The 15,420-nt window shown below is 67.9% G+C and carries 12 protein-coding genes and 1 riboswitch; of the genes, 3 read left to right on the top strand and 9 right to left on the bottom strand.

Annotated elements, in window-relative coordinates; all coding sequences use genetic code 11:
- Nucleotides 1-6: 6 nt before the first annotated feature.
- The 7 genes from IFT54_RS03755 to IFT54_RS03785 all read right to left on the bottom strand — a co-directional run bounded on the left by IFT54_RS03755 (nt 7) and on the right by IFT54_RS03785 (nt 8,037).
- A complete protein-coding gene (locus IFT54_RS03755; RefSeq protein WP_192069601.1) occupies nt 7-894 on the bottom strand; it encodes a CpsD/CapB family tyrosine-protein kinase in 888 nt (295 codons plus the stop codon).
- A complete protein-coding gene (locus tag IFT54_RS03760) occupies nt 891-2,267 on the bottom strand; it encodes a GNVR domain-containing protein (protein ID WP_166746296.1) in 1,377 nt (458 codons plus the stop codon). The genes IFT54_RS03755 and IFT54_RS03760 overlap by 4 nt, the downstream gene beginning before the upstream one ends.
- A complete protein-coding gene (locus IFT54_RS03765; protein WP_052381000.1) occupies nt 2,251-3,564 on the bottom strand; it encodes an ATP-binding protein in 1,314 nt (437 codons plus the stop codon). Before IFT54_RS03765 ends, IFT54_RS03760 begins: the two co-directional genes overlap by 17 nt.
- Nucleotides 3,565-3,670: 106 nt before the next feature.
- Nucleotides 3,671-4,753, bottom strand: coding sequence for a glycoside hydrolase family 5 protein (locus tag IFT54_RS03770; protein ID WP_244648501.1), 1,083 nt, complete (start codon nt 4,751-4,753; stop codon nt 3,671-3,673).
- Between the two features lie 280 nt (nt 4,754-5,033).
- Nucleotides 5,034-5,858, bottom strand: coding sequence for an SLBB domain-containing protein (locus tag IFT54_RS03775; protein ID WP_192069602.1), 825 nt, complete (start codon nt 5,856-5,858; stop codon nt 5,034-5,036).
- 4 nt (nt 5,859-5,862) lie between these two features.
- Nucleotides 5,863-7,107, bottom strand: a complete 1,245-nt coding sequence (locus IFT54_RS03780) for an outer membrane beta-barrel protein (protein ID WP_081874419.1) — start codon at nt 7,105-7,107, stop codon at nt 5,863-5,865.
- Between the two features lie 207 nt (nt 7,108-7,314).
- Nucleotides 7,315-8,037 carry a FadR/GntR family transcriptional regulator gene (locus IFT54_RS03785; RefSeq protein WP_192069603.1) on the bottom strand — a complete coding sequence of 241 codons (723 nt, stop codon included), beginning with the start codon at nt 8,035-8,037 and terminating at the stop codon, nt 7,315-7,317.
- 164 nt (nt 8,038-8,201) lie between these two features.
- Nucleotides 8,202-8,290, top strand: a riboswitch (TPP riboswitch).
- 70 nt (nt 8,291-8,360) lie between these two features.
- Here IFT54_RS03785 and IFT54_RS03790 point away from each other — a divergent pair.
- Genes IFT54_RS03790 through pnuC form a run of 3 tightly spaced genes read left to right on the top strand, consistent with a single transcriptional unit; the run spans nt 8,361 to nt 12,453 of the window.
- A complete protein-coding gene (locus tag IFT54_RS03790) occupies nt 8,361-10,673 on the top strand; it encodes a TonB-dependent receptor (protein WP_192069713.1) in 2,313 nt (770 codons plus the stop codon).
- Nucleotides 10,674-10,687: 14 nt separating this feature from the next.
- Complete coding sequence (locus IFT54_RS03795; RefSeq protein ID WP_446740657.1) at nt 10,688-11,839, top strand: phosphotransferase enzyme family protein; 1,152 nt, start codon at nt 10,688-10,690, stop codon at nt 11,837-11,839.
- Nucleotides 11,836-12,453 carry a nicotinamide riboside transporter PnuC gene (gene pnuC / locus IFT54_RS03800; RefSeq protein ID WP_192069604.1) on the top strand — a complete coding sequence of 206 codons (618 nt, stop codon included), beginning with the start codon at nt 11,836-11,838 and terminating at the stop codon, nt 12,451-12,453. The genes IFT54_RS03795 and pnuC overlap by 4 nt, the downstream gene beginning before the upstream one ends.
- On the opposite strand, the gene IFT54_RS03805 is transcribed toward pnuC, so the two are convergent.
- Entirely contained in the window at nt 12,384-13,562 is a 1,179-nt protein-coding gene (locus tag IFT54_RS03805; RefSeq protein WP_192069605.1) for a copper resistance protein B, read from the bottom strand. The two genes, pnuC and IFT54_RS03805, sit on opposite strands and share 70 nt — an antisense overlap.
- Nucleotides 13,559-15,352: a copper resistance system multicopper oxidase gene (locus tag IFT54_RS03810; protein ID WP_192069606.1), complete on the bottom strand. Its 1,794-nt coding sequence runs from the start codon at nt 15,350-15,352 to the stop codon at nt 13,559-13,561. Before IFT54_RS03810 ends, IFT54_RS03805 begins: the two co-directional genes overlap by 4 nt.
- Between the last annotated feature and the right edge of the window lie 68 nt (nt 15,353-15,420).

A 15,420-nucleotide genomic window follows, 5' to 3' on the forward strand; every position in this document is an offset into this window, starting at 1 on the left:
CCATGCTCAATCGATCAGGATCGAGCCGAGCACCGGGGTGGCATGCTCCTGCAGCACGGCCGCGGCGTTGCGCAGCGCGCGCGCGTCCGACCGGTTGCGGCGCGCGACGATGATCGCCGCGTCGAGTCCGAAACACGCCTCGAGCTGCGTCGCGCTGGCGGGGCCGGCATCGAAGATGACCAGCCCATAATGATCGCGCAGCGGATCGAGCGTGTTGGCAAGCCGCTGGCGATCGAAGAGCTCCGACGCGTTGGGGACGCTCGGACCCGCCGACAGCAGCGACAGGCCAGGGATCGCGGTCGTCTGGGCAATCGCCTCAACGCGGCCGCCCGACGACAGCAGCGTCGACAGACCGGTGCGGTTGGGCAGGCGGAAGAGCCCGTGCTGACGCGGTGCGCCGATGCCGCCATCGACCAGCAGCGTCGAATAGCCGGCCTGGGCGCAGGCGACGGCCAGATTGGCGGTGAGCACGGTGGTATGCAGCGTTTCGTCGTCGATCCCGATCATCGCGATCCCCTGAAGCGGGGAGCCGTCGGGACGGACGTCGCGCGTCACGATCGCGCGAATGTCGCGCGCGGTGACCGCGATGGGATCGTCGGGCGCGAATGCTGCGACGACGAGCGGATCGACGCGCTCATCGCCCTCGGGAAGAACGGTGAAGCCCTGCTGCAGCTCGATCGCGCGGCGCACCTGCTCCTCGGTTGCAAAGCCGAGCTCGACCGCCGCCTCGCCGAACAACAGCCCGGTTTCAGCCTGGCGATGCTCGATCTGGCGATGCGCCTCGGGCGACAGCGACAGCAATTTGCCCAGAAGCTGCCGCTGGCTGGGCGCTTCGGCGCCCGGCGCGACCGCGGGACGAACGACATTTGCCGTTTCGCTCGAACGAAGCCTCATGACGTCTGCCTTCCACCCAGCAGCGACGCGACGCGCGACTGCGAAAACGATACCGAGCCCAGCACGGGCACACCCATGGCCGTCGCTGCGCCACTCGACGTCCGCACCCGCGGCCGCCACAGTTCTAGTGCCAGCGCCGTCCCCGCCGCCAGCATTCCGCCCAGCACGAGGCCGAGCGCCAACCGCATCGGCACGTTGGGCGAGGAGGGGAACATCGGCGGCTGCGCGACGTCGAGCTGGACGACGTTGGTCGACGGCGCTTCGCTCTGCAGCCGCATCGTGCCGAGACGCTGGGTCACGGTGTCATAGGCCGCACGCGCCGAATCGACGTCGCGCTGGAGCACGTCGAGCTCGGCGCGGTCGCCCGCCAGCGACAGCATCTTGCCGCGCTGCTGGTTCAGCAGGGCGCGCATCTGGCTTTCCTTGCTGCTCGCCGCACCGCTGGCGACGCGCACCGCATTGGTGCTCGTCCCGGTCTCGACCGCGAGCCGGCGACGCAGTGCCGACAGTTCCGCCTCGGCGGCCTGACGCTGCGGGTGGTTCGGACCAAGATCCGCGCTGAGCTGTGCGACTTCGGCCGTCTTGGCGGAGATCTGCGTGCGCAGACCCTGGACGACACCGGCCGACTGCACGTCGAGCCCGGTGCTGCCGCCGCCAGCGCGTGCGCCGGCATCCGCCGCCGCCGCTTCGGCCGCGGTCAGCTGGCCGGACAGTTCGGTCAGGCGGGCGGCGTCGGTGTTGTTGGTCGTCGTGTCGACGATCCCGGTGCGACGCTGGAACGCGGTCAGCCGGCCCTGCGCCTGCTCGAGCGCGGTGCGGACCTCGCGCGTGCGATCCTCGAACCAGCGCGAATAGGTGCGGGCGGGATCGGTCTGCAGTTGCAGGCGCGCATCGAGGTAGCTGGTGGCAAAGCCGTTGGCGACCTGGGCCGAGAATTGCGGATCGGCCGATTTGAAGCGGATCGCGAGCACGCGCGAGGTCCGGCCGGGTATGACCTCGAGCCCGCCGAGCAGCTGACGACCATACCAGGCGTTGACGTCGCCGGTGCCACCGGTGCGCGCACGCCACTGGTCAGCAACCTGCGGGTTGGCGGCAAGCTTGAGGTCGCGGACGACCGCGGCGGCGATTGCCTCGCTCTGCAGGACGTCGGCCTGGGTCGCGACGAGCGCGGCCACGCCATCCTGCTGCGGCGCCGCCTCGTCGGTAACCGACTGGGCCGGGCCGCCGTCGAACAGCAGCGAGGACTGCGCGACATAGGTCTTGGGCGTGACGGCCGTCCAGAGTGCGACCAGCACGACGATCAGCAGAATGATCGCCAGCTCGATACGCCAGCGCGCCTTGAGCGACGCGATCAGATCAGCGGGTATTAGCAAGGTTGCTCTCCTGCGGTGCGCCAAGCCGGGCCGCCGTGGTGGAAACAGGGGTCGTCATCAACAGCGCGATCAGCATCTGCGGCGCGGTACTGTCACGGAAATACACGCCATCGTGTTCGCCGTCATTGCCCCGTTCGCGGACCAATGCGGGGTCTAGCATCGAAATGGCACGATCATATCGATCGGTATCAAGCAAAACGACGTCCATCGTCGCGGCAGTGCGCGCCAAGGCCTCGAGCGCATCGCGCTGTTCGAGCGTGCAGCCGAGCACGACCTTCGCGAACAGCCGCGCATCGGGTTCGTTCATCTGCGCCCAGTGGCTGAACGCATCGACGAAGCCGGTGCGGGTATGCGCCTTGGTGACGATATCCGCGTCGCTGCTGACAGCGGCGAGCGACGAATGCCCGGCCAGCATGCGCAGGTGATAGGGCGAGCCACAGGCGGCATCGGCGATCATGGCACGCGCATCGGTATCGAAGCGGACGCCGGTATTGGCCTCGCCGCGTGCGATCAGCGCGTCGACGCTGTCGGCGCCGATCCGGCCCAGCGACACGATCCGCATGTGCCGGCGCAGCGACGGGTGGCCAGCGACGACGTCGGACACGGTCCGCGCGATTCCGACCAGCACGAACAGCACGGGCACGAGCGCGTCGGACAGCAGCTTCATCGCCGCAGCGACGTCGCTCTTCACGCTCGCATCCTCGATCCGGTCGAACTCGTCGAAGATCAGGATCGTCGGCGCGGTGACGCGGTCTGCCACCAGATCGACGAACGCCCGCGGGCCGAAATTCTCCGGCATCTGTTCGAGCTTCTGCGCAAAGGCACGCTGTCCGCCGGGCGCGAAGGCTGCGGGCGGGAGCGCGTCGAGATAGAGCCTGATGATGTCGGCGAAGGTCGCATGCGGTTCGCACGCGAAATAGAGCACGACGGCGCCCGATTCATCCGCATGCTCGCCGAGCACGCGCACCAGCGACGTCTTGCCCGAGCCGCGCGCTCCGTGGATCACCGCATGCTGGTGAAAGTCGAGCGTCGCGGCGAGCAGATGGTCGAGCTCGACCGCGCGTCCGAACAGCTCGCCGCGGGTCCGCACCGGGCGTGCGGCATCGAACGTGTCCGCGATCCTGCGCCGGTCGCCGATCAGCCGCGTCGCGGTGCTTGCCGGCGCGGGATCCGCGGGCAGGTCGACGACCGGCGCGGCGGGCGGGGTGTAGCGATGCGTCAGCTCGATCACGGGGGGCTCGGCCCATCCGCGGCCGTCCAGCCAGCGCGTCAGCGATGCAATCCATGACTTCAACATAATTCTTGTATCTGCCTTGCCGATCCGGGGAGCGGGTACGCGACGTTGCTGCAACGCACAATAGGATTGCCGTACGGCTCCACGGGGCCACTATACCCTGTGATCATTAAGATTTGTGCCGTATCAGGATAGACATTTGCGGTTTGTCCCCGGTCTTGTCGGGTTGCACGCTGTACATATACGGCCCCCACAGGGCGCCGCCTGCCCAATAGGTCCAACCGAGCCAGACGTCCGAGCCCGCGTCAAGTGTGCGGAGCACCGCATCGAGCGCGGCGAGGCAGTTCGGGTCGCCGCTTGCGCCGAATTCGCCGAGAAATCCTCGTGCCTTGTTGGCGCGCAGCCAGGCGGTGGCCGAGTCGAATGCCTGTGCGGCGGCCTTTGGCGACACGCATTCCGGATGCGTTCCCGAAGAGTCGGCATCCGGATATTGGTGCATCTCGAACGCCATGTTGTTCGCCGGGTCGACGAGCGTTTTCAGCGCCTCGCCGTTCGAGTCGCTGCCTTTTGTCCAGGAATGGGCACCCGACCAGTTCGTCCCCGGGACAAGTACCAGATTGCGCGCGCCTGTCGCGCGGATCGCCTGTAACGACGCCTCCGCAATCGGTCGCCACGCCGTGGCGGACAGGCCATTGGGTTCGTTCATCATGCCGAACCCGATACGCTTGTCCCCGGCATAATGGCGGGCGAGGCGGGTCCAGAGGTCGGCGAGCATCGCGCCGCGCGGGTCGATCTGGTCGAGCCGTTGGCCGCGGTATTTGGCGTAATTGTGCACGTCGAGGATGATCAGGCCGAACCCGCCGAGCCCAGCGATCGATTCGTCGAGCCGCGCGAGTTCCGCGGCGTCGATCGGGGCATTGGGCTGCGGTTGCAGCCGTTCCCAGAGAACGGGCACGCGGATCGCATTCATGCCCGCAGCGACGAAGGGCGCGGTCTCCTGTGGCTTGGGGTAGAAATAGTCGAAGCCGTAGCGCCCGGGAATGCGCTTGGAGGCAAAGCCGCCCGTCGCGATGTTGACGCCGGTATAGCGCGGATGCGCGGGCTTGCGCGGCCCTGTCGCGGAGGGGGCATCGGCGGCGGGATCGAGCGTGATCGGCAGACCGGTGCGCGCGGGCGCAATCATGACCGCAACGCCAGCCGTCGCGACCAGCGCAGCGCCTCCCAGCGCAATGAACAGGCCGTTATGTCGCATCGGCACGCCCATCACCCAAGCCGGTGACCCGTGCAAGCGTCACTCGACCAACGCCGGGGGAATCGCGACGGCTGGCCCGGATGGCAAGGCGTGCTGGTGCGGGCGGCGACGGACATGGCGGGGCAGTAGGGCATGAAAAAGGGCGCCCCGTTGCCGGAACGCCCTCTTCTCAGGCCGTGACCGCAGACGTCAGGCTGTTGCGAAACGGACCTGGCGACGACGAACGCGCAGGGCATCGCATGAAACGAGACATTCCGACCCCCGGACGCCGATCACTGATTTAGAGCCATTTTTCATTGATGAAGACCGAGTCCTCGGCCTTCAGTTCGCCGTCGAGATCGACCTTTTTCAGCTTCTCGCCGTCGCGGAAGATCGTGACGTTCCGTGTCGATCCGGCGAGCGTCGGACCACCGGCGCGGGCAAGCGCCTGGCGAACCGTCATCCCGGTCTTCAACGGGAAGGATCCGGGCGAATTCACCTGGCCATAGACATAGATGACGGGCGCGACCGGAACGAAGAGCGTGTCCTTCGCCTCGAGCAGCGTCGCCGCGCTCCATTCGCCGCTGAGGTCCGACAGGAGGATACGGTGTTCGACCGGATCGCCGACGCGCTTCAGGATCGCATAGTCCGCGCTGGTCCCACGCGTGCCGCCCGCGCGGGCGAGCGTCATGCCAACGGTCAGCTGCAGATCGAGCGGATAGATGCCGGGGGTTCCGACCTCGCCGAACACGGTCACCGAACTGCTGACGAACTGCGTGACCTCGACATTGACGACGGGCTTGACGAAATAGCCGCCGCTCCGCAGCCGGGCGGCGATGTCCGCGGCCAGTTCACGCGCGGTCTGGTTGCGCACCTGGACCGCGCCGAGGAACGGCAGGGTGATCGTGCCGTCGCTCTTGACGCGCGTCTTGACCACCTGACCCGGACCCTGGCCGAAAATCGTCACCTCGACCTCGTCATCGGGGGCCAGGCGATAGCCGTCGTTGGGTACGGCACCCGCCGGGGCGGGTGTCGGGCGCGCGGTTGGTACCTGCGCCCCGGCGGCCGCAGCGGCCATGAGCAACGGCAGAACAAGCGAATGCGCCATGCGGATCTTCATCATCATCCCCTTAGAAACGGGCCGTGACACCCGCCGATGCGGATGTGGCCGTATAGTCGTAAATCGCATTGTCAGCCGTGCGGCGCTGGTGAGCGACGTTCAGGCTGAGCCGTAGCGACCGGTGAAAATCGAATGCATAGCTTCCGCCGACGACGTTCAGCCTGTCCTTGCCGCGTGGTGGCTGAAGCGTGAGCGCCAGATCCTCGCCGCGCGGGTCGCGTCGCGCGCGCTGGGCGAACAGCGTGGCGGTGCTGCGCGCCGAGAGCAGATAGGACACGTTGAGATTATAGCTGTCGGCGATGATATAGGTCGCGCCAAACGAGCTCTGATTCTGCACCGCACGGCGGCCGGAGCCGACGATCGTGAACCGGGGCACCGGGCGTATCGTCACCTGTGCGTCGAATGAAGGGCCGCTGAAGGACGGCACGGCCGCGCGCTTGGGGTCGGCATGCGTGATGCCGCCGCCAAGTCGGAAGCTGACGCGCGGCGCGACCGAACGTTCGAAGACCAGCTGGACGTCGGTGATCATCGTCGAATCGTCGATCCCGGTCAGATCCTCGATACCCGGGCGCGCGATCTTCGCAACCGAGCCAATGAGCTGCAGCGTACCAAGGCTGGGCCGCCCATAGCCGATCCCAGCGCGCAGCGCGGACTGATTCGTGTCCAGAACCTTGCGGCTGCTGTTGGTGAGCGACACGCGGTTGACGCCCACCGCGGGAAAGAAACCCGCCGCGGCGCGGCAGCTCGCGCCGACGTCATAGACCTGGCGCAGGAAGCTCTCGGTCACCACGGTGTTGGTGTCGCCGAGATCGAACTGCGCGCGTTCGAGCGCCGCGCTGCCGGTCACGCTGCAGGGCGCGCCGACCGGGGTCGTCACGCTCGAGGTAAGGTTGATCCGCTCGCGATCGAGGCCGCTGAACCGGGTGTTGAAATCATAGCCGACCGTGCCGCCGGCGGTGACGCGGGTGCGTCCGAAGATGCGATTCAGGTCGACGGCCAGCGCCGGCGAAACGCGGATATTGTCGCGCGGCCCGCTCCCGCGCGCGTCGTTGAGACGCAGCACGTTGCTGTCATAGACGCTGGTGATCACCGGCACGACACGAAACCGGTCGACATTGCCCGCGACGGGCACGCTGACGGGTGTGTTGACGTTGACCGTCTGTGCCTGCGCACCGCTCACCAAACCGCCGGTCATGGCCGCCGCGAGCGCGACCTTGCCGATCCGTGCAGTTCGCTCGTCTCGAGCCCTTCGCATTGTTTCCCGTCATGTTTTCAATTGCTACCCGCATGATGCGCGGTCGCATTTCGTCCTTCGAGCTATTCCGGCGCTTGTCAAATCTCGACTCGCGGCACCGGGCCCAAGGGCACCGCGTCTCGATAAGTGAAAAGCGCGATCAGGTCGAGTGACGGCGTCGCACGGTGCTGTCCCTTGATCGTACACCAGGTCGCGACGATTCGGGTGTCAGGCCTCGGCGATCAGGCTGAGAACGTCGCCGATCAGGCGTCGCATCGCGTCGCGCGCACCATCGGCATCGCGCGCGGCGATCGCGACGGCGACCGCAGCATGGTCGGCGATGTTCGCGCTGCGCCCCTTGATCCGGTTGGTGAAGCGGATCGAGGTGCGAAGCGCGGTTTCGACCACCGACTGGAACTGTGCGTAGAAGGGGTTGCGCGACGCGCGCAGGACGGCGACGTGGAACGCGATGTCCGCGTCGAGTGGATCGTCATAGCTGCGCTCCGCAGCGGCCATCCGCGCCAGCCCCGCCTCGATCGCGACCATGTCCTGTTCGGTGTGGTACAGCGCCGCGAGCGCCGCCGCTTCGGGCTCGATCCCGATCCGCAACTGGTTGAACTGCTGGAGCAGCTCGACCGAGAATTTGCGGTCGAGCAGCCAGCGCAGCACATCGGTGTCGAACAGGTTCCAGCTGCTCGCTGGCTGGACGATCGTGCCCTGTCGCGGGCGCGCGCTGACCAGTCCCTTGGCGGTCAGCATCTTGACCGCCTCACGGGTCACCGATCGGCTGACGCCATGCGCCACCGCGATCTCCGCCTCGGTCGGGAAGGGACGATCCGCATATTGGCCGGTCACGATGGCCTTGCCGAGCAGGTCGAGCATGCCATGCGTAAGGTTCCGTCCCAGATCCCGATTCTCCAGGGCAACGACGTCGGTCAGCACACGCTCCATAAAGCCTGTGTGGCGCAAACCGGTCCGGCTGTCACCCACTGCAAGCGTCTGGGCGGGGTGGATTGTCATATAATTCTGTCGCGCGTGTGCCGGGAAGACGCTGCGGACGAGCAAACGGGCAATAACGCTATCGCCGGAGGACCGAACCGCCTAGACGGCGCGCTCCCCGGGGGGCCGCTGACGCGCGGCTGAGAGGTGGGCTGCAGCCCATGACCCGCTGAACCTGATCCGGTTGATACCGGCGTAGGGAGGGCTGGCGGCGCGTCCGTCGTCCCTCCGTGTGGAGTGGACGCAAGACCGTGATGATCCTTCGATTTGACCTGATGACGGGCCGGCCGCCCCGTGTTGCATGCAGTGCGCTGGCAGTCGCACTTGCTGCTGTGGTGGCCTTCGCCCCCGCCGGCGCGCAGACGCAGGCGGATGCGCGAAACGGCGCCGACCCGGTCGATATCCGCGTCGTCGGTCTTCTCGATCCCGAGGGGCTGCTCCCCGACCAGACGGTGCCCAAATCCGAAAGCGCGATCGCCGCTGCGTTCATCACCAAGCAGGCGCCGACGCTCAACGCGTTCCAGCTGGTCAACCTGCTGCCCGGCGCGACCGTCGCGTCGAGCGATCCCTACGGTCTGTCGACCAGTTCGAGCCTGACGTTGCGCGGGCTGGGGCAGGACGAGATCGGTGTGACCATGGAAGGCGCGCCGCAGAACGACATCGGCTATTATTACGCCTATCCCTCGCAGTTCGCCGATACCGAAAATCTCCAGCGGATCGCGCTGGCGCAGGGCGCGGTCGATATCGCGTCGCCGACACTGGGCGGTGCGGGCGGCTCGCTGTCGCTCTGGCTCGACGATCCGAGTGCGGCGCCGCGCGGGCTCGTCGACCTGTCGATCGGATCCTATGCGGCGCGGCGCGGCTTCGTCCGGCTCGATACCGGGCGGATCGGCCAGACGGGGTTGCGAGCCTTCGTCTCCTATTCGAACACGCGCGCGAACAACTGGCGCGGTGCCGGCTATGACACGCGCCAGCATGTCGATGCCAAGCTGCTCGGCGAATGGGGGAACGGCAACCGCGCGAGCCTGGCGCTGTCGTTCAACGACGCGAACTCGTCGACCTATCGCAGCCCGACGCTCGCCGAATGGCGCGCGCAGGGACGCGATTTCAACTTCGATGCGCGGTACAGCGCGGGCAACACCAATTACTGGCGGCTCTACCGCGCGCCGTTCCGCAACCTCTATGCGTCGGCGCCGGTGCATCTGGCGCTGGGCGCGGGGGTGACGCTCGACAGCATCAGCTATCTGCAGTTCGGCTACGGCAATTCGCCCTATGGGACGCAGCTTGCCACGACCGGCAATTTCCTCGGCATCGAGCCGCTCGCCGATCCGATCGCGCTGCCGGGTGCGGTCAACGGGGTCGCGACGGCGCTGGGCAATTATACCGGCGACCAGCGCCGCGCCGGGACGGTCAACACGCTGACGATCGAGCGCGGCATCCACCGGCTGACCGCGGGGCTGTGGTTCGATCACGGCACCGACCGCGTCGTCCAGTCCTACACCGCGGTCGGCGCCGACGGCGAACCGGCCGATCGCTGGGGCTATCGCGCAAAGGCGATCCGGACCGCGGACGGCCGGCTGCTCGCCTATGAGAACCAGCGGACCGTGACGGTGACCAAGGCGGCGTTCCTGGCCGACCATATCACGCTGACCCCGCGTCTTGCGGTCGATATCGGGTTCAAGGGCGTCAATGTGCTGCGCAGCGGGCGCAACTACCTGCCCGGCCCGCAGGACCGCGTTCGCCTCGACAGCTTCGCCGCACTGCCGCGGGCGGCGGTGCATTACGAGATCGACGACCGGCAGCAGCTGTTCGCCAACATCACCACCAACTTCCGCACGCCGAACGAATTCACGCTCTACGACAGCTATGCGGGCGGTGCGCTCGTCAGCGCGGGGACGACCGCGCTGAAGAACGAATATGCGGTCTCGCAGGAGCTGGGCTATCGCTATATCGGCCCCGCGCTGTCCGCATCGGTGACGGGGTTCCATTATGATTTCCGGAACCGCCAGCTGGCGACGGTCATCAACAATGGTGGCGCGCTGGTCAATTCGACGCTGAATGCCGGGGGGCAGAGCTCCTACGGGATTGATGCCGAGATCGACTATCGCCCGGCGCGCGGCGTCAGCGTCTATGTCTCGGGCGAATATCTGCGCGCGCGGATCAGCGACGACCTGCCGGTCGGCGACGACTATCTGCCGACCCGCGGCCGGCATGCGGTCTCGAGCCCGACCGTCCAGGTCGGTGGCGGCGGGACCTATGACGACGGACGGTTGTTCGGCAGCGTCGCGGTGAAATATGTCGGCCGTCAATATGCGACCTTCGTCAATGACGAGAGCATTAAGGGCTATGCGACGCTCGACCTGTCGGTCGGCGTGCATCTGGCGTCGATGCTCGACGGCAAGCGGACCGACCTGCGGCTGAACGCGATCAACGTGACCGATCCGCGCGTGCTGGCGGGCGTGCAGTCGGTCTCGACCAATGCGCGTGACGTGATCGGGCGCGGCGGGACGCTGATCGCGGGATCTGCGCCGACCTATTATGTCGGGAGTGGTGCGGCCGTCATGGCGACCATCTCGCGCGGCCTGTGACCGGTGCGGGCGCGATGATCGGCGCGGGCTCGCCGGCGGCGCATCTGGTCCACGGGATGGGCACCGACATGGCTGCGCCAAGCTGGCCGGCGATCACCGCCGAGGAAGCCGCGACCGTGGCCGCGCAGTTTCCGGCCGCCGGTCTGCTCGAGCGCGTGCACTGGCATTCGCCGCGGCCCTTCTCCGCGGCGGCGCTGATCGAGACCGGGCAGGGGATGTTCCTGCTCAAGCGGCATCACCGCCGGATGCGGACGCCCGATCAGCTCGGCGCGGAACACCGGTTCATCGCGCACCTGCGCCCGCACATTGCGGTGCCCGAGATCATGAGGCTCGCCGCCAGCGATAGCGGCGCGCTGGCCCGCGGCGACTGGACCTATGAACTGCATCGCAGGGCCGCCGGCGTCGATCTGTATCGCGACCGGCCCTCCTGGACGCCGTTCCTGTCGCTGGCGCAGGCGCGTGCGGCAGGTGTGGCGCTGGCGCAGCTGCACCGCGCGTCGCAGGGGTTCGATGCGCCGGCGCGACCGCCGCAACCGCTGGTCGCCAGCTTCACCATCCTGCCCGATCCCGACCCGATCGCGGCGGCGGAACGCTATGTCGCGGCGCGGCCGGCGCTCGCCGCGTTCCTCGCCCCGCGGTCGTGGCGGCGTGAGCTCGCATCGCTGTTCGGCGCGCTCGGCGACGGGTTGCAGCCACGGCTCGCCGCGCAGCCGCCCTTGTGGACGCATAATGACTGGCATCCCTCCAACCTGCTCTGGGAGGCGGAGGACGTGCGGACCGTCATCGATTTCGGGCTGGCGGACCGGACCTGCGCGCTGCACGACCTGGCGATCGCGCTCGAACGCAGCGGTGTCGCCTGGCTGGCGCTCGGGCAGGGCGCGGATGCCGCGATCGGCCAGCCCGAGGCGGCGTGTGCGCTGCTGGCGGGCTATGCAGCGACGACCGCGTTCGGTGCGGAGGATCGGGCGACGCTCGTCCGGCTGCTGCCGCTGGTGCATCTCGAATTCGCCTTGTCGGAGGTCGCGTATTTCGCAGGGGTGCTCGGCGACATGAGCGCGGCGGCGCTGGCCTGGGACGGCTATCTGATCGGCCATGCGGCGTGGTTCCTGTCCGAACCGGGGCAGGCATTCCTCCGCCGGATCGCCGATGCGGAGCACGGCGCGTGACGATGCTCGAGATCGCCGCGGTCGCCGTCAGTTTCCTCGGCATCTGGCTGACCGCGGTGCGGCGGCTGTGGTGCTGGCCGGTCAATTTGCTGGCCTGTGCGCTGTACTTCAAGCTGTTCCTCGACGTGCGGCTCTATGCGGACATGATGCTGCAGGCGGTGTTCGCCGGCGCGCTGGTCTATGGGTGGCGCAACTGGACGCGTGGGCGGCAGAATGCGGGCGACGTCGCCGTCGTGCCGCTACGGCCGATCCCCGCGCTGGCGGGGCTTTGCACCGGTGCGGGTGCCGCGCTGGTGATCGGGTTCGTCATGAGCCGCTATACCGACGCGGCGCTGCCCTGGATCGATGCGACGCTGAGCAGCTTCAGCCTCGTCGCGCAATATTGGACCGCACGGCGGCACAGTGCGAGTTGGCTGCTGTGGATCGTCGTCGACATCGTCTATGTCGGGATGTTCGTCGTGAAGGGGCTGATGCTGACCGCGGGTCTCTACGCGGCGATGATCCTGCTAGCGCTGCTGGGCTATCGACAGTGGCAGGCGGCGCGTCAGAACCAGGCGCGCACCCCGAGCGCGAGCGAGACGCCGCCGGTCGTATCGCCATCGCTGCGCGCATAACGCGCGGTGGGACCATAGCGCCGCTCCCAGGACAGCCCGACATAGGGCGCGAATTCGCGGCGGATCTCGTAGCGCAGCCGCACGCCAAGCTCCGCCGTCGATAGCCCCGCGCCGATCCGGCTGCCGGGCATGTCCTGCGCGGCGAGGTTCAGCTCGACACGCGGCTGGAGGATCGCGCGCTGGGTGATGCGCTGGTCGTACCAGGCCTCCGCACGCGCCAGCACTTCGCCCTTGTCGGACAGGAACACCGTGCCCTCGACGTCGAACCAATAGGGCGCCAGACCCTCGACCCCAAGCGCGGCATAGGTCCGTTTGGCGCCTGCGCCGAGATCTTGGCGGACGCCGGCCTGCAGGTTCCAGTACGGATCGAGCGCGCGCGAATAGAGCGCCTGCACTTCGGCGGCCTCGACTCGGTCGCCGAAACCGCCTTCGCCTTCGGTCTTGACGACAAGGCGGTGGATGTCGCCGCCGAACCAGCCCGCGCCGTCCCAGCGATAGCCGTCGCGACCGTTGCGCACCTGCAGCTCGGCGAGGTTGAAGAGGATCTGGCTGAAGCGCATGCCGCCATGCTCGTCGCGCATCATCCGGTTGGCCTTCGCCATCGTTGCGGGATCGTAGAAGCGCGCCGCCGCGAGCGTGGTCGGCGGCGCGGGGGGCGGTGCGGTGCCCGCGGGCTGGTCGGTGCCCGCCGGGGCGGCGGGACCGTCAGACGCGGTCGGGGTGCAATGGCCCATCGCGGCGTGTTCGGGCGGGCACGGGTCGGCGGCGGCTGAGATGGCTGGCGGTGGGGCGGTCGCGTCACCGGCGGCGGGTTTGCAATGGCCCATTGCGGCATGCTCGGCCGAACAGGCGGCGGTCGGGGACATGTCCATCGCCGGCATTGCTGATGCAGCGGGCTTCGCAGCGCGCGCACGCGCGGGCGTCGTTTTGCGTACCGCGGGTTTTGCCGGGGCGGTCTTTTTGGGTGCCGGCCTTTTTGGTGCGGGCTTTTTGGGCGCGGGTTTGGCGGGCATCGCCATGCCGGGCATCTTCATTCCGTGCATGTCGTGCATCTGTGCCGCGGCGGGCGTGGCCGTGACGGTCGCGAGGAAGAGAGCGAGCGTCTTCATGCCGCTGCTCCCGCTTCGCTGTCGGGGCGGACGGTGACGACCTGCATCATGCCCGCGTGCATGTGGTAGAGCATGTGGCAATGGAACGCCCAGTCGCCGACCGCATCGGCCGTGAGGTCGAAGGTCGCGGTGCCACCGGGGGCGACGTTGATCGTGTGCTTGCGCGGCGCATGATCGCCGTGCCCGGTCACCAGCTCGAAGAAATGGCCATGCAGATGGATCGGGTGCGCCATCATCGTGTCGTTCACCAAAGTCACGCGGACGCGTTCGCCCTGGCGGAACGGGATCGGCGCCTTTACCTCGTTCAGCTTTACGCCGTCGAACGCCCACATATAGCGTTCCATGTTGCCGGTCAGGTGGATCTGCAGCTGCCGCGACGGCGCGCGCAGGTCGGGATTGCGCTCGAGCGCGACGAGATCGCGGTATACCAGCACCGTGTGGCCGGTGTCGCTAAGGCCCTGCGGCGGCTCGCCGGTGCGATCCATCGGCATCGGCGCGACGGTCTGTACGGTCGGCGTCTTCGGCAGGCCCGGCGCGTTGGCAAAGTCGCGCATGCTGTGGCTCATAGCGGGCATCGGCGCCTCGCCGGCGGGAGACTGCGCGGGCTTGTCCATGCCCGGCATCGTGCCGTGGTCCATCCCCACCATGCCGCCCATCGCGCCATGATCCATCGCGGCCATGTCGCCCATGCCCATGTCCTTCATGGTCGCGAGCGGGCGTCTGCGCAGCGCAGGAACCGCAGCGACCATCCCGATGCGCGGCGTTAGCGTGGCACGCGCCATGCCGGACCGGTCCCAGGCCTCGGCGACCAGCGTGTGGGCGACGGGCGCGGCGGGTTCGACGATCACGTCATAGGTTTCGGCAACCGCGATCTGGAACTCGTCGACCGCGACGGGGCGCACGTTCTGGCCATCGGCCTGCACGACGGTCATCTTCAGCCCCGGAATACGGACGTTGAAATTGGTCATCGCCGAGGCGTTGATGATGCGCAGGCGGACGCGCTCGCCGGGCGTGAACAGCGCGGTCCAGTTGTCCGCGGGGCCATGCCCGTTGACGAGATAGGTGTAGGTCGCGCCCGTGACGTCGGACACGTCGGTCGGGTCCATCCGCATCCCGCCCCACATCCGCCGTTCGCCCGCCGGCTGATCCCGACCCGCGAGCAGGCCGCCGAGCGTCTGCTTCTGATAGTTGAAATAGCCGCCCTGGAGCTTCAGCCTGCGGAAGATGGCATGCGGGTGAAGTGGGCTGTGATCCGACAGGACGATCACATGTTCGCGGTCGGACACGATCGGATCGGGACCTTCGGGGTCGATCACGATCGGGCCGTAATGCCCCATCTGCTCCTGCAGCCCCGAATGGCTGTGATACCAATAGGTCCCCGCCTGCACGACGGGGAAGTCGTAGGTGAAGGTGGTTCGCGCCGGGATGCCGGGAAAGCTGATCCCGGGCACGCCGTCCATCTGGAACGGTACGAGCAGCCCGTGCCAGTGGATCGACGTCTCCTCGTCGAGGCTGTTGGTCACCGACAACCGGACCTGCTGCCCCTGTTTCAGCCGGATCAGCGGCGCGGGGCTGGTGCCGTTGATGCCGATCGCGTGGCTGCGCGTGCCGTCGATCGTCCGAGTCAGATGCGCCACGGTCAGCGCGATATCGGTGCCGGACAGCACCGGCAGCGGGGTCGCGATCCCTGTGGACACGGGCTGGGCCCAGGCGGGCAGCCGGGGCAGCGCGAGCGCGCCGCCGCCAAGCGTGGCGTCGCGGAGGAATTGGCGGCGGGTCGGTCGGGTCATGCGGATCCTCGGGCCGGGAGCGGCCACGTCTGTCAGGTCATACGCCGCCGATCGGCTTGCCCCTCATG

It is taken from the genome of Sphingomonas sp. CFBP 13714, assembly GCF_014842205.1.
GTDB lineage: Bacteria > Pseudomonadota > Alphaproteobacteria > Sphingomonadales > Sphingomonadaceae > Sphingomonas > Sphingomonas aerolata.